This window comes from Alteromonas portus (assembly GCF_005117025.1).
In the GTDB taxonomy this organism is placed as follows: domain Bacteria; phylum Pseudomonadota; class Gammaproteobacteria; order Enterobacterales; family Alteromonadaceae; genus Alteromonas; species Alteromonas portus.
In genome coordinates this window covers 372,878-395,429 of the sequence record NZ_SWCO01000002.1, presented here as the reverse complement: position 1 = coordinate 395,429, position 22,552 = coordinate 372,878, and the positions used below count along the sequence as shown (strand labels likewise).

Sequence of the window (22,552 nt, the reverse complement as noted above, 5' to 3'; positions counted from 1 at the left end):
TTATTTATTTGTACGTTCTAGTCTTATCATCAGCACTTTATTTCGCCACTAGTTATTGCACTATTTATTATCACTGTGAGCATCACCTCCTATATCAGTCACGCCCATTAACGAACGCCCCTTTTCATTGTGAAGAACACCTACAGTAGGAGCAACTAAGCTACTAATAAACAAACCATACTCTGTTTCTATAGCGCCAGTTACAAAAGGGTAAGCGCCGCTTGGGTCTTGGAGAGATTGAAGCACCTTCCCACTCTCGCTAATTTTTAAAAGGTGCCCATACGCTTTACCTTGTGGTCGCATAAGCTGTGGTAAACGTTGTATTATTTTACGAACAAAGGGTTTGTCTGATAGCCCGTCTGCTGGCGCTGAACGAGGTGAAGCAAGGCCCAGATAATAGCCGCCACCAGCAGCCTGGCTGATGTTGTCGGGAAAACCGGGTAAATTATCTATCACCACTTCCACGCTTCCCTGTTGTGGACCTTTTAACCAGTAGCGTAAAACGCGGTATTTTCCTGTCTCATTGACTAAAACCGAGTCTTGGTCATGGCTCATTGTTACACCATTTGCGAAAACTAACCCGTCTATCAATACCTTACTCGATGCAGTTAATGGATCGTACTCAATTAGCCTGCCATTCCCTTTATGTTCTAGAATTTCTAACAGGCTTGCTGAAAGCGTTCCGCCGTGATCCTTTGCGTCAAACTTGTTGGTCGCGTCGGTAAAATAAATCTTTCCATTTTTGGCTATATCAACATCATCGGCGTATACCACAGCCGTATCTTCTACCTGCTCGACCAGCGTCTTTAGTTCGCCTTCTGCGTTTGCAATTAATAATCCTCGATGAGCATCAGCGATAAGTAGATTTCCTTTGTTATCGTATTCAAGACCAAGTGGACGGCCTTTGGTATTAATCCATGGGATAAATGACGTTTGCCCTTGTTTCATCAGTAACACCGCGCCAGAGTGCGTTGCTGTGGCAATGGTTCCCTGTTTATTTATCGCAAAATCCTCTGGCCCCTCTTCTCCTTCTAAGTTGATGTGAGAAAGCTCTGCCAGCCGCGAGTTTGTTGCAAAAGCTTTTGTAAAGCCAGCGTTTTTAGGTGCTTGCCAACTGACTGGATCGATAGGTACCGGCCATAGTAATAAGTAGGCAAGTATTAAAATAAGAAAACCCCATAGTATTTTCATTCGCGCACTCCTTTTGGCAACTAGCTTATAACTTAGCAAGCAAAGTTGACCTGTTCTGCTTTCATTTTCAAATAGAACACTATTCACCAAAGCTTTAAGCGCTCCAAATAGCTAAGCTAAATTCGGGCTTTGGCACGCGTATGAGTAAGCGCATTACAAATACGTAAGGCGACATCCATATAAGCATTTCGAGCGTTTTTTAATAAAACGCTGTAGGAGTACCCCATGCCATTTTACGCAAAGTCGCTTGATGCCAACTATGCCAGGCTGGTAGACAAAGAGTTGCGCGCGAGTCACGCTGGTGAAACAGGTGCAGTTTGGATATACCGCGGAGCGCTAGTTGCGGAATTTATCTGGTGTTTGTTGCACATTAATAAAACTGAAGACGACACGAAACGCTTTATAAGAGAGCACCTTGAAACTGAGCGCGCGCACCTTGCTATTTTTGAAAGTGAAATGCCGCTGTTTAGAGGTAGCTTTATATTGCCACTATGGATAGCCGCGGGATTTATAACCGGCTTTCTGCCACGACTTTTGGGTAAAAACTGGTTTTTTTATACCATTTATTGTGTAGAGGAATTTGTTGACTTGCATTACGACGAGCAATGCAAAAACATGTCGGCATTATCTATCCCGCCATCGAACGTGATAGAACGCTTTAAACACTGTCAGGAAGGCGAACAACACCATAGAGACGAAGCGTTAGCGATGATGACAAGGCAACCGTCTTTGCTGATGAGGTTATGGGGACGTGTAGTAGAAAAAGGCTCTTTGTTTGCCGTTGCTATCGCCAAATTGATTTAGATTGATAGTTAATGCTCCGGAAATGACCTGAAGCAACAATAAAAATACCCTAGTAGGTAGAATTAGGACTGGCCGTTTACAACATGGGAAAGAAAAGCAGGCTGAAGCCACCGAAATCATGCGATAGCTGCGGTTTGGAAGCTGACACGCAATTTCGTGTTCGACAGAGTGAGGCAGACGAATGGCGTATAGTGTGTAAGGCATGCCAAACGCTTGCAAAAACTCGTGATGGCTACATGTATGGCGGAACGTGGAAGAGAAAAAAGCGTAACTAAGGTGAATACTTCAAGGGGCGAGTTAGCGCCCCTTGCGAGTTACTTTAAGACTTATACTTAAAGGCTTATGCTTTAAGGCTTATGCGTTAATATTCGTACCTAGAGTTTTTTGATTTATGCCGACTTGATTTTTGTCGCCAGGGCTATCGCCGTCTCTATAAACAGCAACCTTCTTAGAACGTCTAATTAGCACAGCTGAACGATATATGCTCCATGCCACGTATATTGCCATTGGAATATTTAGCTGAAGTGAAGCAATAGAAAGTGCAGCACTTTGGTTTACGGCAAAATAAGTGGCTAACAGCACAAGTACACTTAACCCAGATATCATCAACCACACGGGCTTTGTCAGCGACTTAACTGCCACAGTCACAGCCGTGTTGAACAACATTAGGCACCAAAATACAGCGATAAGTGAACCAGCAAAAAACATATCAACCGTTGCGGTTAAAGCCAGTGCGCTGACACTGCCCCACACCACCGCATACCAAAGCCTACTTGCTAAAGGTGGGTGGGCTTTTTTAGACAGCCAGATTTCCATGCCAGAAACACAAAGCATGGTTAACATTACGCCTAGCACAAAATAAAACCACTTGCTGGTTAAGCCAGCGAAGTCACCAAAATGAAGCCGATACATAGACCAAAATAGCTGCTTACCCCACTCTCCATCTTCGTAACCCGCATCACCTATGTAGTTTCCTGCTGTGTCGAAGCGGTAGCCTTCCGCGTAAATCATTCGATTTGGCGCTTTGGCATAAATTTCAATAAATTGCTCTGGCTCGCCGACTTCATGTACTGTTAAAAATATTGGAGACTTTTCAGGGGCAAGGGTTTCCATTTGTGCGAAGGCTTTACCTATAGCAGGCTTACCTTCTTGGGGAGCAATTACTGGGTCTGGTGTAAAGATTTGGTTTATTACCGCGTCCCTGTCGCCGCCGTAGTTTGCTGTCGCAACCAATACTAAGATGATACCGGCTAAACCGAAGTAAGTTCCCGTTATACCGATCACCAAATGAAATGGTGAAGCCCACAAACCAAAGCGATTGTGCAAATCAATCTGAGCTTGCTGACCATTGCCGCCCCTTCTCAATTTGAATGCATCCTTTGAGATCCGTTTATGAGCGATGATGCCTGTAATAACCAAGGTGCAAATAATGGCACCCAAAGCACTGACTAAAATCATTCCCCAGCTATGTGGCAGGTTTAAATATAAATGCAGGTCCACCAGCATTTGCGTAAAAGACACGCTTTCTTTTTCTATTAAATTTCCATCGCTATCGGAAAAATATGCTGCATGGTCATTCTCTACAACTAAACGTGGAATATCTGATGTAGGGAATACCACATAAAGGTGGTGAGACTCTTCGGTGTTTTCAGCGAGAAAAGTGTCCATGGCCTTTTCAATGGCTTGTGGCGTAACATTCTCCATCTCTTCAATATGAGGCTGTTCCCATCTTTCAAATTCTAAGTGAAAAACGGCAATAGTTCCTGAAAGGCATACTAAAAACAGCAGTACACTTAAAAAGACACCAACCCACGTATGAGCATTTAATGCATTTTGTTTTGCAACTTTATCCATTGATATTTACCTACATGGGTAAGAAGATAAGTATTGGTACGCAAGCCGCAGACAAGGCTGCGTAAGCACCAATGACTTTAATTTTGTGCGAAGTAGCAAGATAGTGGTAAACAATGAGGCCCCACAGCACGGGCAACATCACCGTAGCTGTAGCTAACTTTCCCGCAATTGAAAACGGTAATAATGCACATATCCCTAACGTCACTAACACGCTTACAACTAATAGAACAACCAGTACCACTATGTAATTGGCAATGTTTCCCAATACTGTACCTCGCGAAAAATCGAAACCTCTAGGTTGAGGGACGTTTTTAGGCTGTGGCAATTGGGTTTGATTAGAGGCTATGAATGGCCAAACCAAGATTGCTGGGACACACAGGGCATACAACACACCGAATTCCCACCCCTGTGCAAAAGACCAGCACACAGCTGACACTAGCCAAACTGTTAGCCCTATATATAGGTATGTTGATGCTTGAGTGCGCCAACTGTTATAAACAACCCATAAGGCTGCAAATGTTAACCCACCTGCTGCAACTGAAAGCATGATATTTCCTCAAAACGAATAGGTAAGTGACGCGTTTACTGTCCTGCTTACAATGCTAAAACAGTTATCAACACTACTTGTTGTAATTTAACAAAAAATCTATGTAATGATAACTAGTATCATTTATATTTCTGATTTATATCATGCGTAACGAGGGTTCACTCTGTAAATAAGCCGTCATTTAGATACGTGGCTAAGAAAAAACGTAAGTGAGTAACGTTGAAGAAAAAAATAAGCTAATAAAAAAGCCGAACTGACTAGGTCAGTTCGGCTTTCATATGATTAATTAAAAGGCTAATTATTATGCCGCGGCGCTTTCGTCTTCAGACTCAACCACTTCATGGCTTAATAAGTATTCAAATGCAGCAAGCGATGCTTTCGCGCCCTCACCCATTGAAATAACAATTTGCTTATACGGTACTGTAGTAACGTCACCAGCAGCAAAAATGCCAGGCTCAGACGTGTGACACTTAGTATCAACGATAATTTCACCATATTGCGTCATGTCTACCGTGCCTTTCATGAACTGGCTGTTAGGCACAAGTCCAATTTGAACGAATACACCAGCGAGTTCACGAGTGTGTACTTCGTTAGTTGAACGGTCTTGGTATTCAATAGCGTTCACTTTGCCATTTTGAGCAGTGATTTGGCGTGTTGCCGCATTCTTGATAATAGTAATATTGTCACGCTTTTCAGCTTGGTCAATAAGTACCTTATCTGCTTTAAGTTCCGGCATAAATTCAAATACTGTCACCGATTTTACTATGCCTGCAAGGTCAAGTGCCGCTTCAATACCTGAGTTACCGCCGCCAATTACTGCTACGTCTTTACCTTTAAAGAAAGGGCCGTCGCAGTGTGGGCAGTATGCTACGCCATTACCGATGTTTTCTTTTTCGCCTGGAACACCAAGTTCTCTCCAGCGCGCACCTGTCGCTACAATAACGGTGCGTGTGCGAATCTGTTCACCAGAAGACAGCGTAATGGTTTTGATGTTGCCTTTCTCAATGCTTTCAACACGTACGTGCTCTTTAAGCGTAATATCGTAATCGCGCACGTGCTCCATTAGGTTACCTACAAGCTCAGGGCCCGTTGTTTTAGGTACAGAGATTAGGTTCTCAATACCCATAGTATCTTTAACCTGACCACCGAATGTTTCAGCAACGATAGCTACTTTAAGGCCTTTACGTGCACTGTAAATCGCAGAAGCTACACCCGCTGGACCACCACCAATAACAGTTACGTCTTGAAGCGGTAGTGCATCGCCTTTATTCGCTTCTTTAAGGCTAGGGTCGCGTTCGATTAATTTGTTGATAAGCACAGAAGCATCAACTTTACCGTTCGCGAACAGCTCGCCATTTAGATATACGCTAGGCACACCTTGAATGTCGCGCTCTTGAATTAGGTTTTGATATAGCCCACCGTCGATCATTTCGGTCTTGATATTAGGGTTAATCAAAGCAAATTGATTAAGTGCCTGTACGACTTCTGGGCAATTGTGACAGCTCAAGCTAATGAAGACTTCAAAGTTAAGCGGTTCATTTACTGCTTTCACCATCGACTTAACGCTATCATCCAGCTTAAGTTCAGTACCTGCTGCATGCAGCATGGCTAGTACAAGAGAGTTAAATTCGTGACCACCAGGGATACCAGAAAAACGAATTCCCGTATCTTCACCGTCAGCTTCTAATAGAAAGCTGATAGCACTGCGCAGTTCGCCGTTTGTTTCACGCTCTTCTACGTTTAATTTTTCGCTTACTGAAGCAATGTCGGACAGAAACGTTACAAGCTCTTCGCGCTTGCTATGTTCACCGGTCTGTACGACAAAGGTTACGTTTTTCTGCATTGACTCAGCATATGATTTCAATGCTTGTAAAATTTCTTTAGTTAACACGGTTATTCTGCCTTATTTTCGACACGCCGATCCCCGCCAACCTTTTTATAGGTCAACAACATAAGCGGAAATTGGAAATTAATATCAGGGAGTAGTGACCCACTCCCTACAGTTTAAATACTTAATACTGGCCAATGCTGACAGCACTGGCCGTACGGGTATTAAGCGCTAAGCGTGCTGCTTAGATTTTACCTACTAGGTCAAGAGAAGGTGCAAGTGTTGCTTCGCCTTCTTTCCATTTAGCTGGGCAAACTTCACCTGGGTTGTTTGCAACATATTGTGCAGCTTTAATCTTACGTACAAGATCGTCAGCGTCACGGCCGATACCTTCAGAAGTGATTTCCATCGCTTGGATGATACCTTCTGGGTCTACAACGAATGTAGCACGGTCAGCAAGGCCCATAGTTTCACGCATACAATCGAAGTTACGAGTGATTTCGCCAGTTGGGTCGCCAATCATTGCGAACTTGATCTTGTTGATTGTGTCAGAAGAATCGTGCCATGCTTTGTGTGTGAAGTGAGTGTCAGTAGATACTGAGAATACTTCTACGCCACGCGACTGAAGTTCTTCGTACTTATCAGCGATGTCGCCAAGTTCAGTTGGGCAAACAAATGTGAAGTCAGCTGGGTAAAATACGAAAACTGCCCATTTACCTTTGATGTCTTCACTGCTTACGTCTACGAACTCGCCGTCTTTAAATGCAGTTGCTTTGAAAGGTTTGATAGCAGTATTAATCAATGCCATGTTTAATTCTCCATTTGGTTTAAATTATTTTCGCATGCTAAACACATACGAATACAAACTTTACGTTTATTGTGTCGACATGGTTTTGCAGTTTTGTGAAGATATTCACTTGTTGCGAAATTCATGTCTCTCGAAACTGGTGATAAGAATAGCGCGCACAATCAAAAAAAACTAATTGGTAAAAATGAATCGCTTAATCAGGTTATTGAATTGAACGATGAAAATTGAGCCAAAGCAGATTGATTGCTGTGCAAAATAGTCGGTTTCGCGGGCTAAAACTTGCTGGATATGAAAACTATGACGAAGTCCCGGCTACAGCGTATCTCAGATGAAATAATGCTAATTGATGGCCACGCGCCAACTCGCACTTTGGCAAAACATGCAAAAATGCAATCTAGCCCTTTTGTTTTCTATAGAGGCAGTGCGCAATTATTTTACGCTGATATAAAAGCTGGCCTTATAAATTTTCCCAAAGAATGTGATGCTATTCCCCTCACTAGCGTGATGGGCGACTGTCATACCTCTAATTTTGGTTTTCTCACAGAAGAAGGGTCTCACGGAGATACCGTGATCTTCTCACCCAACGACTTTGATGATGCGTGCGTCGGCAAAGCGCAATGGGATGTACTTCGCTATCTCACTTCACTGCACCTTGCTCAGATACATTGCCGTGGCGTCGTTCAGGGCAAATATGCGTGCGACAACATCGACATCACCAAACCTGTTGTCAGCCATCAGCAAGTCGTTAATGCGCAATACGCATTTATTGAACAATACGTAGAAACCTGCAGTCGCGTGGTAGAAAACGCGGGGTTGATAAATCAGGCTGTAGATTATTGCCCTGACGCTGTGCCAAGTAAGTTAAATAAGCTCTATAGAAAAGCCAAAGCCCGCAGCGCAGGAGGAGAAGACTTCACAAGCAAAAGTGCGCTGGCCAAGGCGGTTCATTTCGACGGCAAGACCTTAGGATTTAAAGCCAACAGTGAAAAGTTTTCCACCCTAAGCGGAGAAGAGTATGCAACGCTATTAGAAGCCTTTGCTCCCTATATGGACGATTCAGTCGTTGATATCGTGAAACGCCTTGACGCGGGCACTGGTTCGGTAAACATGGCGCGCTATTACTTTTTAGTAGGCCCAGCAAAACCGCATAGTTCAACTAGCTTCGCGCATTGTCATATTGTAGAAGTTAAACAACAGCGGGTTGCCGCACCTATTCATTACTTTCCAGATATTAACCCGGTTAATCGCCTAAATGCGGCGCACCTTACAGCTCGATGCCAACGCAGAATGCAACGAAAACCAGACTTGGTGCTTGACGAAGTTAAGTTTGAAAATGCGCATTATCTGGTTCGTTCCCGACATCACGCTAAAGTGGGAATCGACCCACAAGATATTGCAATGGGAAATAAAGCGATAAATGGTGGCTTTGAATATTTTGCCGAATTGTGCGGGTATAGCCTTGCGCTAGCTCACTGCCGAGGCGATAGAAGAAGTACTCGATTCGCGTCGTCAGCATCAACATCTTTTCCTCAAGTAAAAAGCCTGCTCGTAAAAATAGCAAATCTTTATGCAGAACAAGTAGTTGATGATCATTCACTGTTCACGGGTGAGTTGCATAGAAATTGTTAGTGGTGAACGTCTTTTTATCAGGTGCGGTGAAGCTATAAACGCGGCAATAGCATTACTTAACGTGTTTATAAGCTTTTGGTTAAGAGTTAACGGTTTAAGTAAACTTACCTATAGACAGTAACCATATGATATTTAAGTAGTATTTTAAAAACAGCTTGAATAAGGTCAAGTCATTCCTATCCGTTCACAATCCCCTTAGTGTAGTTCAAGCAATACAAAAATTGTGCTTCACATATACCCTGCTTTTTCTACTTAAGCGAAGGCAGGATTAATAAATATGTGAATAAAAAATAATGAAAACTACAAAGGGACAATGACGTGAAAACATCATTAACTTTACTATCTGCAGGAATAATTTCTGCACTTTCTTCAACCGCCATCCACGCTAACGATTTAGTCATTAGCGGTGTTATTGATGGACCGTTAACCGGTGGTGTGCCAAAAGCAGTTGAACTTTTCGTAGTCAATGACATTGCAGATTTATCTACATATGGCATTGGTGCGGCGAACAACGGTGGCGGAACAGATGGCGAGGAATTTACCTTCCCAGCTGGCTCATCTGCAAGCGCTGGTTCTTATATCTACGTGGCATCAGAAATTGATGGATTTACTGCGTTTTTCGGTTCTGCGCCAGACTTCGATACATCTGAGTTGGGGATTAATGGTGACGATGCTATTGAGCTTTTCAAAGATGGCAGCGTTATCGATACGTTTGGTGATATCGACACCGACGGCAGTGGTACCGCGTGGGAATACCTAGATGGCTGGGCATACCGTACGTCAGGTCAAACCGCAAATGGTGGCAGTTTTGAAGCCATAAACTGGACCTACAGTGGTGTAGACGCACTTGATGGCTCTACAACAAATGCCGATGCAGCAACCCCTTTCCCTGCCGGTACATTTACCACTGAAGGTGGCGGTGACGACGTTGTTGACGTACCAGAAGAGCCTGCTGTTGAGCTTGGTATTTGTGGCGCAGACGCAACGCTTATCAGTGCTATTCAAGGTAGTGAAAGCAGTTCTGCTGAAGTAGGCAATAGCGTTATTATCGAAGCTATAGTTACTGGCACCCGTGCTGACGGCTTCTTTGTACAAGAAGAAACATCTGATTACGACGCTGACGATGCAACCTCTGAAGGTTTGTTCGTAGAAGGCAGTGTAGATGTTGCCACCGGTAACATCGTTCGTCTTTACGGTGAAGTAGAAGAAAACTACGGCATGACAACCCTTGCAATGGATAGCGATGTTGCTGCACTTGATTGCGGTACCGCAGATGCTGTTGCACCGGTAGAGATCGCTATGCCGTACGAACTTGACCTTGAAACGGTTGAAGGTATGGTTGTTAGCGTAACAGACGCCACAATAACAAGTACAAACAACCTATGGCGCTACGGCGAAATCGTTGTTAGTGACTCGATTAAACGCCAACCAAGCGACGCGGCAGCACCACTATCTGACGCTTATGTGGCGGCAGAGGAAGCGAGCGAGGCGAGTCTTCTTACTATTGAAGATAACAGCAGTTCTCAGTACCCGGATGCACTTAGTTTCTTCCCAACTTTCAGCTACGCTAATGCTATTCGTATTGGTGATTCGGTTTCTGCTGCAGGGCCACTGAACTACAGCTTTGGTACTTACAGAATTAACCCTAGCGACATTATTGAAGTAACGTCAACCCGTGAAGCGAACCCTGTTGTTACAGAAGGCAATTTATCAATTGCTACCTTCAACGTGCTTAACTATTTTAATGGTGAAGTAGACGCAAATGGCGATGTCACTTTTGATTATGACGAAAACCGCGGTGCAGATGACGCAGTAGCGTTTGAATTACAACAAGGTCGTATCGTTGAAGCTATTGTTAACCTTAACGCTGACGTTGTTGGCCTAATGGAAATTGAAAACGATGGTTTCGGTGATGATAGCGCTATTCAATCACTTGTAAATGCCATTAATGCTGAACTAGGTGAAACCGAGCAATACACATTTGTTGCCACAAGTGACGGTAGCGAAATTGGTACCGATGCTATTACCGTTGGCTTGTTATACAAAGCTTCAGTAGTAACACCAGAAAGTGACGCAATTATTGTTGATATGCCAGTTCAACAAATTGACGAAGATAGCGTTGCACAAATGCGCCCTAGTCTGCTTCAGTCTTTTGTACACACAGAGAGCGGTAAATCCTTCCTTGTTGCTGTAAATCACTTCAAATCAAAGGGTTCACAGTGTGCTGAAGACGTGGCAGAAGCACCGACAGAAATCACTACTATTCAAGGCAGCTGTAACGCTCTTCGAGTGTCAGCGGCTATCACACTAGGCAATGCGCTAAGTGATGAAACTTTGCCAGAGCGTAAGGTTATCTTAGGCGACTTAAACGCCTACAGCGCTGAAGATCCGGTTGCAGTACTAACAGACTATACACCTGAATCACGCGGCTACACTATTACCACTGCAGTAAATACAGGTATGGATGACGGCGCTTCTGTTGAAGTTGAATCTAGTTTCGGCTATCACAACTTGGCTGAAGAATTTGATGCAGAAGGCTTCTCATACTGGTTCTACGGTACTGAGCAAGTAGGTAGTTTAGACCATGTACTAGCTAGTGAAGCTATGCTCGCAGATGCCATTGACGGTGCACACTGGAACATCAACTCAGTTGAAGCCTACCAGTTGCAGTATGATCAAGCGCTTCGTTATTACGCTGATGAAGACGGCTACGCGTTCACTGATGTTGGTCCGTTCAGAAGCTCAGACCATGACCCGTTCATTGCTACTTTCGATTTGCAAGCCGATGTTGTTGATGGCGGCGAAGAAGAGGAAGAAGATAATGACAGCTCAGGTGGCGCAATGGGAGGAATTCTTGCTCTGCTAGCTGCAGCGATTGGCTTTCGTCGCCGCACTACTGCTGTTAAAAAATAAAAACAGAAAAAGTTAAACACTTTTATATTTAAAAAGCTGCCCTGAAACCAGGGCAGCTTGTTTTGTTGTGTTACCTTTATCGAACTACTGTTTGACGTACTATTAAGTACAATCAGCAACCGATAAATCTAGACCCGTTTTACCAATCTGCGGCCACTGAAAAAGCGAAAGCTTAAGCTTTTGCAACTACCATACCGACTAAATCGGCAGCATTAGTGTCATCTACTTCTATTCCAATGCGGGCAATATACTGGTCGCGCTTATCGGCCTGAGTCGCCGATAACTCTTCACTACAGAGTAATTTAGCGGCACGCTGGGCTGACTTCATCTGTTCTTCACTTAGCCCACTATCAACGTGCATTTGGGTAATAACTTTAAGCAAGCTTAACGCAATTTGCTTATCTTTCGGTGAAAGCGTTAATGCCTGCTGTAAATTGTTATACGCGGGAATAAGGCGGTTTTCCTTATAGTTAACAGCCGCCATTTGTTTAAGTTCTTTTGTGGTGAATTGGATCTCGGTACGTTCTATTGATTCTTGATTCAGGTACTCATTCACCACTTGTGAAGTAAACGTATCGCCTTCTATTTGTTTTCTTAGCTTATCTAAAATACTGACACAATGCTCGCGCATGCCAAGCTCATGAAATGCCTTCATTTTGTCTAAACTGTCTTCCATTGACAGGCCTTCGGTAGACGCGGTGCGGTCCTTCATTAACTTTTCAGCTTCACGCTTATTATCTCGCAAGCATAGTACTCGCGATTTAACCACATCTATCTGCTCAGCAAGCTGATTCTGCATTCCTTTTTGTTGCTTGAGTTCTTCCAATTCAAGCTCTGCGCGTTTCAGATATTTGTCACCTTCTGTATTACCTAAGCTTGTCGCTAAATCAATGGTTGAACGAATAACATTGAGGGTTAGTTGCGGCGAGTCATGAATTGAATTTTTGGCAAACTTTGCCATGTTTTGTACGGCAGAGAGCTGGCCGGCTTTGTCATGGTTAAGTCTGGCCAAATCCCATAACCGCTTGTTGCGTTCAATATTTCGGGGAGCAAGTCGACTTGCTTCTTTCATTTGCTCGTAAGCAATATCAAACTGCTCTTTCTCAATAAAGTATTGTGCAAGTAAATCAAAAGTGAGGAATCGTGTGTCGGGTCGCTGGAGCAGATCGTCAACCAGTAACTGTGCTTCTTCAAGTTCATCTTGGCGCAGAAGTGAACGCGTCAGACCAATGTGGATCCACGCGTGATCCATGCTCTGCAACAGCGTTCTAAAGTAATCCTCTGCCGTTTCATAATCGCGAAGCTGCAGTAAACAATCACCAATAAGGCGTTTTATCCGGGTGTGGTACTCTGAAAGTGAGGGGTCTTTTAGTTGTCGCTCTGCGTAATACATGGCGGTTGAATAGTCGCCAGTTTGCATACAATGCAACATTTTGTGCAGCTTTAATCGAACTTGGATAAGGTATTCTAGCCGAGATTCAATCTTGTTACGTTGTAATGGCTTAACCCAAAAGTCATCTGGCTGCAGCTCTACAATACAATTAACAAGTTCAGGAGATGTTTCTGCACTGAGAAATATGACCGTAGTGGTATCGTTAATGTGATTGAGGTGCTTTAACTCTTCAAAAAGGTGAAAACCGTCTTTGTCGTGACTTACGTTAAACGCTAGTAATACAAAGTCATATTGCCTTGCCGCACATAGCCGTTTGGCATGAAATGCATTGAATGCACTACTAACGTTTTTAATTCCTATTTCATGTAATGCTGATGCAACAACATCGTGAACTAGCCCCTGGTTATCGATAACCAGCACATGCAGCTCTTCTCTTGGGGTGGGGGCAGGTATTTTTTCCAGCATTAACCAATCACTTCTTACATCTTTTCCCTAAGCGGCACAATAGCCTTAGGACAGCCTATTGTGGACAACACTATGCTATCTTCATGAAACTACTTTCAAATACAAACCCTGCCTTCGTATTATCGACGTTTGCGGCCTGCTTGTATTTTAAGCATTGTGTTATCACAACAGATATATAGCAAATTCATATTATACATAAGTATGAGTTTTTGGATACTAGCGCGGAGGGTCGATGCTGTCATTAACACTACCGTTTACCCTAAACCACCCTGCAACAGAATGGCGTGTTCTTAACGCAGGTAAAACCTCATGAGGGAATGCTTCACTAAGAAATACGACGAATGTTCCTTTTTCTGGTAGAACTTTTGTTCCTATTTGATCATTTTCATCAAAATACAGCACTAGTTCGCCGCCGTCAGTTTCTTGCCAGCTATCGTTTAGATAGGCAACGAGTGATAACACCCTGTTCCCCTGACCTTTAAACGCATCTACATGGCGCTTGTAAAATTTACCCGGTTCATAGCAAGCAAAATGACTTTCGAAAGAAAAAAGCCCCATAAAAAGTGAACGATTTATATATTGCTGCATAGCTTCACACCATGACAGCCACAAAGCGCCTTCCTCTGAAGAACCAGTAATCCAGCAAATTTCGTCCCCTCTCACTTTTTCAGCTGTCTGATAATTTTCAGCGCGACCAATACCCGCTTTTTTATATTCAGCGTCTGAGATTGAACGCTGACAAGTCAACAGTGCTTGTGTAATGAAATCAGGTAAACCATGCTTCTGTATAGAAAAGCCAGTAGTGACTAGGTCGTCAACAATGTTTTCAAATATGGCTTCATCGAAAACGTGTAGTGGTTGATACGACGCAAGTTGTTCTCTATTCATCAAAGTCTTTCTACCTTTGTGCGGTTAACTAATCGTGAAATTATTAGGGCGTTAAAAAAGTAGCGAACTTATACGCGGCGTTAAGCTTAATGGCAATTACATGACCACCTATTTTTCGCGCTATTTTTTTATCGATAAAAGAAAAATTATTTGTCGTTATGGCAGCTAAAGAATTCGCACGTTTCTTGCTAACTTTTTTTAATCGGTGCACGAGTTAAGTCCGCAAAAAGGAAAACTAAATCAATAAATAAGCCGAGGTGTATATTTATAAGAAGACGCGGACAATATTTAACAGTTGAAAAACCCATTGCAAGGCGGTTAAGTAGAAATATACACCATGTACGTATTTAAAATTTTTAGCAAAAAGAGTAACCCATGAGTCAAGATCAAACACAAATAGAAGAAACGGAACATCATCTAGACTTAAGAAACTTGAGACTGGACGACTACAACGACGTTAAAGCGTTAATGGATGAGGTATACGCCAACGTTGGAGGCGCGTGGCCTTACTCTAACTACAAAGCACAAGTCACTACATTCCCGGACGGGCAAATCTGTATTGAAGATAAGGGAAAAGTCGTTGCCTTTGCCATCTCAGTTATCGTTGATTACGACCAGTTTGGTGATAAGCATAGTTATGACGAAATAACCGGTGATGCATACCTAACGACACACGATCCAAATGGCGACGTGCTGTACGGCGTAGAAGTTATTGTTTGTCCTGAATACCGTGGCCTTCGTTTAGGTCGCCGTCTATACGAAGCGCGAAAAGAGCTGTGTAGGAACTTAAATTTAAAATCAATTATGGCGGGGGGGCGCATACCCAACTATAAAAACTACGCCAATGAACTGTCTCCCTATGAGTACATTGAGCAAGTAAAGCTTAAAGATATTTATGACCCAATACTGACGTTTCAACTGTCCAACGGTTTTGAGGTTAAGCAGGTCATGTCTGCATACCTTCCTGAAGACGAAGCATCAAAAGGTTATGCAACACTGCTTCAGTGGCATAACATTTACTATGAACCAGGCACCCCGTCATTAATCGCTAGTAGAAAATCAAGTGCGCGCATAGGATGTATTCAATGGCAAATGCGTTATTTCAACAATGTAGAAGAGCTGTTGCAGCAGGTTGAGTACTTTGTTGACGCATTGTCAGATTATTCCTGCGATGTCGCGCTGTTCCCCGAATTCTTTAATGCACCACTTATGGGTCTAAGCCCGTCCGATTCGTCAATAGACGCTATTTGGCATTTAGCGACGTATACCGATGAAATTTTAACTGCGGTATCTCATTTAGCGGTGTCGTACAATATTACGATTATTGCGGGTTCAATGCCCGTGGTAGAGGAAGAAGAGCTGTATAACGTCAGCTATATATGTAAGCGCGACGGAACTATCGAGAGCCAGTATAAACTTCACCCAACGCCTCACGAGAAAGAGGACTGGATAATGAAGGGCGGAAACAGCCTCAAGACATTTGACACGGACTTTGGAAAAATAGGCGTGTTAATTTGCTATGACGTGGAGTTTCCAGAATTGGCGCGCATTCTTTCCGACCAAGAGATGCAGATCTTGTTTGTTCCCTTTTGGACAGATACAAAAAATGGTTATCTACGCGTCCGCCGCTGTGCTCAAGCAAGGGCAATTGAAAACGAATGTTACGTAGCAATTGCAGGAAGTGTCGGAAACCTGCCCAAAGTTGATAACGTGGATATTCAATATGGACAGACTGCCGTATTCTCCCCTAGTGATTTCGCATTCCCTCACGATGCCATCGTGTCGGAAACGACACCCAATACGGAAATGACGCTGATAGTCGATTTAGACCTAGACAAACTGACCAAACTACAAAATGAAGGCTCGGTGAGAAACTACCTTGACCGACGCCGCGATTTATATCGAGTGGAATGGATTGGCGATAAAAACTAACAGAATATTTTTACGCTGAACGAACAGCTAATTTATTCGAATTTCAGTCGCTTTGGCTTATGGTTAATTGACATTGTACATAAGCCATAGAATTTCCTTTAATTTAGCGATAACATGAATTTGTGCGCAAAGATAAATGTGTTCTTTTGAACTGACACACAAGGTGTCGAGACCATGCAAAGAGCACTACACAAAGAGATTACTAATTTACTATGGCAAATAATTCAAAGAACGATGAGTTTCCAACGATCAGGTTGGATGAAGAAGACCGTCGAGACTACCAGACGAAAAGACAAGCAGCTCCCACTAAGACGACTACGCCCCCATCCTCCTCGTCGGCTAACCGTCAGCCAACAAATAGTGGAAGTAGCAATGGTATCTGGGTTGTATTAGTTGCCCTAATTGCTTTAGCGGCATGCGGTGGTTGCTACTACTTGTACACCTTGCTTGAGCAACAAAAAGCCGTGGCTGAGCAAGCTGAAAAGCGCATTATGCAGTTAGAAAACAAGCTTTCTGCAACAGGCGAGGAAATTGGCGAGTCTACGGTTGCTTTGCAGGTTAAAGTGACTGAGTTAACTAACAAAACAAACGAGCTTTGGGAGCAAATGGATAAGCTATGGGCTTCAGCATGGCGTCGCAACCAACAAGAAATTGCTGATCTTGGCGATCGTGTAAGCAATGTTCAAACAGCGCTGAATAAAAATGTAAGCGCCGTTTCAGACAATGTCAAAACCCAGGCTGCGGCTATTGGTTCTGTTAAAAATCAATTAGCTTCATTGGCTGACGAGCTGCTGGCAGTAAACGTTCAGCTAGAACAAGCGGCAAGCGACAAACAAAGTGCACAGCAAAGCGTTCGCAATCTTACCGATAAACTTTCGGTGTTAGAACAGCGCAACACGACCTTGTCGGGGCGTATTACCAGTATGGAAAATGAGATCCGAGATATAGCCACCAAGGTTGTTTCAAGTGGAGGTTCGACAGGTGGTAGCGGTTCCGCTCCCTCTCCTACCGGCAACTAACAACGCTTAAAGTGCTTGTTTTAAAAACATACAGGCAAGTACATTAAGCGACAAATAACGGGTAAAAAAGAAAGGGGCGAATCGCCCCTTTCTTATTGCCGTGATAGTATTGCCCTCTTTTTAATATCAATAGGACTTAATGCGCAATGAGTGACCAAGCGCCCAAACGTTTAAATAAATATATCAGCGATACTGGCCTGTGTTCTCGCCGTGAAGCCGATAAACTCATTGAGCAAAATCGCGTTACCGTTAACAACCAACCTCCAGAACTGGGTACAAAGGTGGGGCCTGGCGATACAGTAAAAGTAGACGGCAAGGTGGTTGGTGCGGTCGCATCAGACAAATCAGACCGCGTGTATATTGTTTATAATAAGCCTATCGGTATTACCTGCACCACCGAACGTCATGTTAAAGGCAACATCATCGACGCCATAGGCCACAAAGAACGTATATTCCCCGTGGGTCGATTAGATAAGCCTTCTGAGGGGCTGATTATTCTTACCAGTGATGGCGATATTGTGAATAAGATCCTTCGCGCCGAAAACGCTCACGACAAAGAGTACGAAGTGACGGTAAACCAGCCAATCAGTGAGCGCTTTGTGAAACGAATGGCACGTGGCGTACCTATTTTGGGAACAGTGACAAAACCCTGTGTCGTTAAACCTACCGGTAAGAACAAGTTTACGATCATTCTTACCCAAGGTCTTAATCGTCAAATACGCAGAATGTGTGAGTTTTTGGGCTACGAGGTCACCAAGCTTAAACGAACGCGTATTATGCATTTAGAACTTGGCGCGCTAAAACCTGGTCAATGGCGAAATTTAACCGATCGTGAATTGAAAATAATGCAAAACGCGGTTCGCTCTTCCACTAAAACTGCAGAGAAAGTCGAGTTGCGTAAATAAGTGAAACTACTACATTTAGTAGTAGTTCAGCATGAAGACAAATTAAAACATTGAAACACGGACATTATCATTTCTTTTCGGTAACGGACTTTCCTCCAAGCACTGAAATCACGGCCACCTACGACATATTTTTCGTGGTGGTCTCTGTTCTCATTGCCATATCAGCATCACTTATCTCCTTTGTGCTTGCTGCCAAAATGTCTCAAACTGAACTTCAAAACGAACGGGCCTATTGGTCGTTAGCGTCGGCGTGTTTCTTGGGCTTTGGTATTTGGTCTATGCATTTTGTTGGCATGCTTGCCTACCAACTCCCCCTGGTTGTCTCTTACGATCCTTTTATCACATTGCTATCTGTGTTGCCTGCTATTCTTGCAAGCCTTGTTGTTATGAGTAAGTTACCTTTCAAGATGAACTCGCTCTGGCTGCGCAGTGTTTACATGGGGATAGGTATTGGCAGTATGCACTACATTGGCATGATGGCGATGCAAATGGATGCTGCTATGGCTTACGATGGTTGGTATTTCTCTCTATCGATTGTGGTCGCTGTAGGGTTAGCCGGCATAGCATTAAAAACCCATGAATATGTTACCTCAGCACAGTTACGTATTATCAAACAAATTGTACCTGCCATTATTATGGGTAGTGCGATTTCGGGCATGCATTATACCGGTATGCTATCAATGCATGTTTACGCACTTCCAGATACGCAAATACTGCGAGAGCCTGAAACAAAAAACCTCGTGTATTTGGTTATGCTCATGGTCATGCTGTTTGCATTTACAATCTTGGTATTTATAGAACTTCGCGCGCGAACCTTATTACTTGAGCGCTACAACGCCGTAATAAATACCGTACATGATGGTGTTATTACCTTTGATAGCTCAGGCATGGTGGAATTTACTAATCCTGTTGCATTACGCATATTTGGATTAGATAAATTTTCCCAGCGAACACTCCATATTAGAGAGCTTATTACGCCACTTAAACACACCAATGAATCGCTACTAGTGAGTTTAAAGAAAACGGCGAACAATAGTGCTGCACACAACGCCCCTTTGACGTTTGAAGGCATAAGAAAAAACGGCAAAAAATTCCCCCTAACCCTCAGGGTAAATCTGCTGCCTGGAAACCATATTGCATATATGTGCACCGTAAAAGATTTATCTGACGTTAAAAATCAAGAAGTCTTTACGCAAACTGTATTTGACGCGCTTCCCAACATGCTTCTTGTGAAAAATGCCAAAAACCTTTCTATAACCCATGTTAACGATGCGGGAAGTAAGTTGTTAGACATTGATAAAACGTCTCTTATTGGCCTGTCTGACTTTGATATTTTTGAAGAGAAAGAAGCTAAGACGTTTATTGCTGACGATAAACAGTTACTCATAAGTAAAAAGAAACAAAGCGCCCGTGATTACCAGCTTAATATCAACGGCAAAGTACGTCATTTCCATACAAAAAAGATTGTTTTAGACGATAGTGATGGCAATCCACAATATATATTATCGCTTTCAGAAGACGTAACGAAATGGCGCGAAGCGCAATATGAGTTAAAAACCCTTAATCGACGTATGTCAATGGCTGCAGACGCCGCAAACATTGGTGTATGGGAGTGGGATATTGCCACTAATGAGCTAATTTGGGACGAGTGGATGCATAAGATTTACAGCATCGTCCAAACCAGGTTTAGTGGTACATTTAGCGACTGGGAAAATACGGTTCATAGTGATGATATTGATAGCGTAAAAAACAAGGTTGAAAATGCGATCACCCAAAAATCTCACTTTGAGGCAACGTTCAGGGTAAAAGCGCCAAACAAGAAATATCGCCACGTGAAAGCATACGGTCGCGTAGAAGGGGATAAAATGTTTGGCATTAATGTGGATATCACTGAGCAAGTAGAGGCCAATCAAAAAATTAAAAAGCTGGCTAACAGCGACGCACTGACCAAACTAGCGAACAGACTCGCGTTATCTACTTACATGCGCAATGAGCTACCAAGATTAGAAAGAAATGGGAAGACTTGTACCCTATTCTATCTCGATTTAAACCACTTCAAACCCCTTAACGACGAATATGGCCATACTTTGGGCGATGAAGTGCTTATTGAACTGGCACAACGGCTAAACGCTTTATGCCGTGCATACGACATTGCGGCACGTGTTGGTGGTGATGAGTTTATCGTTGTAGTTACCGAACTTAGCAAAGAGTATGACGTTGAACGAATAAAGACGCGGCTAGTTAAAACACTTACACAGCCTATCACTACAGCCCAAGGTTTATTTAGTGTGGGGGTTAGTATTGGCTATGCCAGCTACCCACTAGACGGAATGACGTTAGAAGAATTAATTCATACTGCAGACGAAAGAATGTATGAAGATAAAAAGCAACATGCTAGAGAAAGTTAGCTGTGCTAAGCGACGAAATTTAGCGTCTATTTAACCAAGACGATTAATGCCCCAATTAAATAGCAATAAAACATTGGACGAAAAAAAAGCGCCCGTTGGGCGCTTTTCTTGAAACCTAGTCTTATCGACGTAGACCTAGACGCTTGATAAGGTCAAGGTAACGCTCAGCGTTCTTGCCTTTAAGGTAGTCTAGAAGCTTACGACGTTGGCTAACCATACGTAGAAGACCACGACGTGAGTGGTGATCTTTCTTGTGATCAGCAAAGTGACCTTGAAGCTTGTTGATGTTGTGAGTAAGCAAAGCAACTTGAACTTCTGGTGAACCAGTGTCGCCTTCTTTAACGCCGTACTCAGCAATGATTTTTGCGGTTTCTGCTTTAGTTAGTGACATATCATTCTCCTAATATTAATGCTTCGCCGATCACTAATTCAGCAAAGCGGAATGAGCGCCGTATTATAATGACGTTTACAGACTTAGCAAGCCATAAACCGTCTTTATTTACCGGCGCAGTTAAGATGTATAAACAACTCGACGTTTTGGGTTAACAAACACTTCTTGTTTAGGAATACCTTGGTCTTTCGGGTCAAGAACCCCTTCCCCTACGCCTAAGAAAATACCACTGGTATCGTCGCCATGGTAAACGCGGTAAGACACGCCTTCACCTAGCGCTTCGCTACAAATCCCTTTTACAGATTGGCCGTTATCAAAACGGTTTCTTTCAGCGTCGTTGATCGTCACAAATGGTAAACGACTTACGGCAGTATCCATAGGAATTAATAAGTCATCCAGCGCTTTAAAATCACCGTCTTCCAGTGATTCCTGTATTTCAATTAACTTATCCAGCGATACCATTTTATCTGTGGGATAGTCTGCGACTTCGGTGCGATGTAAGCGGGTCACGTAGGCACCACAACCAAGGTTTTGACCTAAATCATCCACAATAGAGCGGATATAGGTACCTTTGCTGCATTTTATGCGCATTTCTACATAAGGAAGCTCTATACGCAGTACATCTAATTCATACACTTCAATATCGCGGGGTTCACGCTCAATCTCTATACCTTGACGTGCATAGTGATAAAGCGGCTTACCTTGATGTTTAAGCGCTGAAAACATGGACGGGATTTGTTTACTCTTACCTAGAAACGCCAAGCACGCATCACGTACTTGTTCTTCACTTACATCAACAGGCTTTTCTTCAACTACTTCGCCATCGGCGTCAGACGTGGTGGTGCGAACACCTAATTGAGCGGTAACTTCATAAGTCTTTTCGGCATCCAGAAGAAACTGAGAAAACTTCGTAGCTTCACCCAAACAAAGGGGCAACATGCCACTGGCAAGGGGATCAAGTGCGCCTGTATGCCCAGCTTTAGCCGCTTTGTACAGCCAGCGCACTTTTTGAAGCAGTTGGTTTGATGACCCACCAAGCGGTTTATCAAGCAATACTATGCCGTTAATCTCACGGCCTTTACGACGTCTTGCCATTTACTCCTGCTCTTGTGGATCGTCTTTATCGCGCTTTGACTCATCTTTTGCGATGGTCTGAGACACAAGATTAGAAATACGCATACCTTCAACAATCGACTTATCTTCAAAGAAGTGAAGATCAGGCACTGAGCGCATGCGAATACGTTTAGCTAAAATACTGCGAATAAACTTTTTGTATTCTGCCAGTTGTTTAATTTGCGCTTTACCTTCTTCTTCGGTGCTGTTGTAGATAGTCACAAAGATCTTTGCATGCGCTAAGTCGCGCGATACATCTACGTCAGAAACCGTGATCAAAGGCATATCGCCAACGCGGTGCTTGTATTCATTTTGCAGAATGCTCGCCACTTCTTTATGAACTTGCTGAGCAACTCTGTCGGTACGTGAAAATTCACGGGCCATTATACTCTCCTTTCCTTATTTAACGCAGGGCATGCGCGAGGTCTGTTTGCTGTATACAGACAAAAACGGGAGCACTCGGC

At 43.3% G+C, this 22,552-nt stretch carries 17 protein-coding genes; 7 read left to right on the top strand and 10 right to left on the bottom strand.

Annotation, left to right across the window (positions count from 1 at the left end; all coding sequences use genetic code 11):
* Nucleotides 1-60: 60 nt before the first annotated feature.
* On the bottom strand, nucleotides 61-1,191 hold the full coding sequence (locus E5672_RS05780) for an SMP-30/gluconolactonase/LRE family protein (protein WP_136781324.1): 1,131 nt from the start codon (nucleotides 1,189-1,191) through the stop codon (nucleotides 61-63).
* Nucleotides 1,192-1,416: 225 nt separating this feature from the next.
* Between E5672_RS05780 and E5672_RS05775 the strand changes: the two genes are divergently transcribed.
* The gene (locus E5672_RS05775; protein ID WP_136781323.1) at nucleotides 1,417-1,995 is read left to right on the top strand and encodes a demethoxyubiquinone hydroxylase family protein; all 579 of its coding nucleotides are present in this window, start codon (nucleotides 1,417-1,419) and stop codon (nucleotides 1,993-1,995) included.
* A gap of 354 nt (nucleotides 1,996-2,349) precedes the next feature.
* Here the strand turns inward: E5672_RS05775 and E5672_RS05765 are convergent, their stop codons facing one another.
* The 4 genes from E5672_RS05765 to ahpC all read right to left on the bottom strand — a co-directional run bounded on the left by E5672_RS05765 (nucleotide 2,350) and on the right by ahpC (nucleotide 7,026).
* Nucleotides 2,350-3,849, bottom strand: coding sequence for a PepSY-associated TM helix domain-containing protein (locus E5672_RS05765; RefSeq protein ID WP_136781321.1), 1,500 nt, complete (start codon nucleotides 3,847-3,849; stop codon nucleotides 2,350-2,352).
* Between the two features lie 10 nt (nucleotides 3,850-3,859).
* Nucleotides 3,860-4,396, bottom strand: a complete 537-nt coding sequence (locus E5672_RS05760; RefSeq protein ID WP_136781320.1) for a hypothetical protein — start codon at nucleotides 4,394-4,396, stop codon at nucleotides 3,860-3,862.
* Between the two features lie 301 nt (nucleotides 4,397-4,697).
* The gene (gene ahpF, locus E5672_RS05755; protein WP_136781319.1) at nucleotides 4,698-6,287 is read right to left on the bottom strand and encodes an alkyl hydroperoxide reductase subunit F; all 1,590 of its coding nucleotides are present in this window, start codon (nucleotides 6,285-6,287) and stop codon (nucleotides 4,698-4,700) included.
* Between the two features lie 181 nt (nucleotides 6,288-6,468).
* Nucleotides 6,469-7,026 carry an alkyl hydroperoxide reductase subunit C gene (ahpC, locus tag E5672_RS05750; RefSeq protein WP_476692407.1) on the bottom strand — a complete coding sequence of 186 codons (558 nt, stop codon included), beginning with the start codon at nucleotides 7,024-7,026 and terminating at the stop codon, nucleotides 6,469-6,471.
* A 303-nt stretch (nucleotides 7,027-7,329) separates the two neighbouring features.
* Between ahpC and E5672_RS05745 the strand changes: the two genes are divergently transcribed.
* On the top strand, nucleotides 7,330-8,661 hold the full coding sequence (locus E5672_RS05745; protein ID WP_136781317.1) for a DUF2252 family protein: 1,332 nt from the start codon (nucleotides 7,330-7,332) through the stop codon (nucleotides 8,659-8,661).
* Between the two features lie 318 nt (nucleotides 8,662-8,979).
* Nucleotides 8,980-11,574, top strand: a complete 2,595-nt coding sequence (locus tag E5672_RS05740; RefSeq protein ID WP_136781316.1) for an ExeM/NucH family extracellular endonuclease — start codon at nucleotides 8,980-8,982, stop codon at nucleotides 11,572-11,574.
* Nucleotides 11,575-11,746: 172 nt separating this feature from the next.
* On the opposite strand, the gene E5672_RS05735 is transcribed toward E5672_RS05740, so the two are convergent.
* The gene (locus E5672_RS05735) at nucleotides 11,747-13,432 is read right to left on the bottom strand and encodes a response regulator (RefSeq protein ID WP_136781315.1); all 1,686 of its coding nucleotides are present in this window, start codon (nucleotides 13,430-13,432) and stop codon (nucleotides 11,747-11,749) included.
* 216 nt (nucleotides 13,433-13,648) lie between these two features.
* On the bottom strand, nucleotides 13,649-14,320 hold the full coding sequence (locus E5672_RS05730; protein WP_136781314.1) for a 2OG-Fe(II) oxygenase: 672 nt from the start codon (nucleotides 14,318-14,320) through the stop codon (nucleotides 13,649-13,651).
* A 375-nt stretch (nucleotides 14,321-14,695) separates the two neighbouring features.
* On the opposite strand from E5672_RS05730, the gene E5672_RS05725 reads away from it, so the two are divergent.
* The 4 genes from E5672_RS05725 (at nucleotide 14,696) to E5672_RS05710 (ending at nucleotide 20,584) form a co-directional block, all read left to right on the top strand.
* Nucleotides 14,696-16,252 (top strand): bifunctional GNAT family N-acetyltransferase/carbon-nitrogen hydrolase family protein, encoded by a 1,557-nt coding sequence (locus tag E5672_RS05725; protein WP_136781313.1) that lies wholly within the window; start codon nucleotides 14,696-14,698, stop codon nucleotides 16,250-16,252.
* Nucleotides 16,253-16,464: 212 nt separating this feature from the next.
* The gene (locus E5672_RS05720) at nucleotides 16,465-17,271 is read left to right on the top strand and encodes a hypothetical protein (RefSeq protein ID WP_136781312.1); all 807 of its coding nucleotides are present in this window, start codon (nucleotides 16,465-16,467) and stop codon (nucleotides 17,269-17,271) included.
* Nucleotides 17,272-17,417: 146 nt separating this feature from the next.
* Entirely contained in the window at nucleotides 17,418-18,176 is a 759-nt protein-coding gene (rluF, locus tag E5672_RS05715; protein WP_136781311.1) for a 23S rRNA pseudouridine(2604) synthase RluF, read from the top strand.
* Between the two features lie 50 nt (nucleotides 18,177-18,226).
* Complete coding sequence (locus E5672_RS05710; RefSeq protein ID WP_240692168.1) at nucleotides 18,227-20,584, top strand: diguanylate cyclase domain-containing protein; 2,358 nt, start codon at nucleotides 18,227-18,229, stop codon at nucleotides 20,582-20,584.
* Nucleotides 20,585-20,705: 121 nt separating this feature from the next.
* Here E5672_RS05710 and rpsO read toward each other — a convergent pair whose 3' ends face one another.
* From rpsO to rbfA, 3 genes are all read right to left on the bottom strand, one after another.
* Entirely contained in the window at nucleotides 20,706-20,975 is a 270-nt protein-coding gene (rpsO, locus tag E5672_RS05705) for a 30S ribosomal protein S15 (protein ID WP_012518257.1), read from the bottom strand.
* Between the two features lie 120 nt (nucleotides 20,976-21,095).
* Nucleotides 21,096-22,070: a tRNA pseudouridine(55) synthase TruB gene (gene truB / locus E5672_RS05700; RefSeq protein WP_136781310.1), complete on the bottom strand. Its 975-nt coding sequence runs from the start codon at nucleotides 22,068-22,070 to the stop codon at nucleotides 21,096-21,098.
* The gene (gene rbfA / locus E5672_RS05695) at nucleotides 22,071-22,472 is read right to left on the bottom strand and encodes a 30S ribosome-binding factor RbfA (RefSeq protein WP_014949257.1); all 402 of its coding nucleotides are present in this window, start codon (nucleotides 22,470-22,472) and stop codon (nucleotides 22,071-22,073) included. It lies immediately after the preceding gene.
* Between the last annotated feature and the right edge of the window lie 80 nt (nucleotides 22,473-22,552).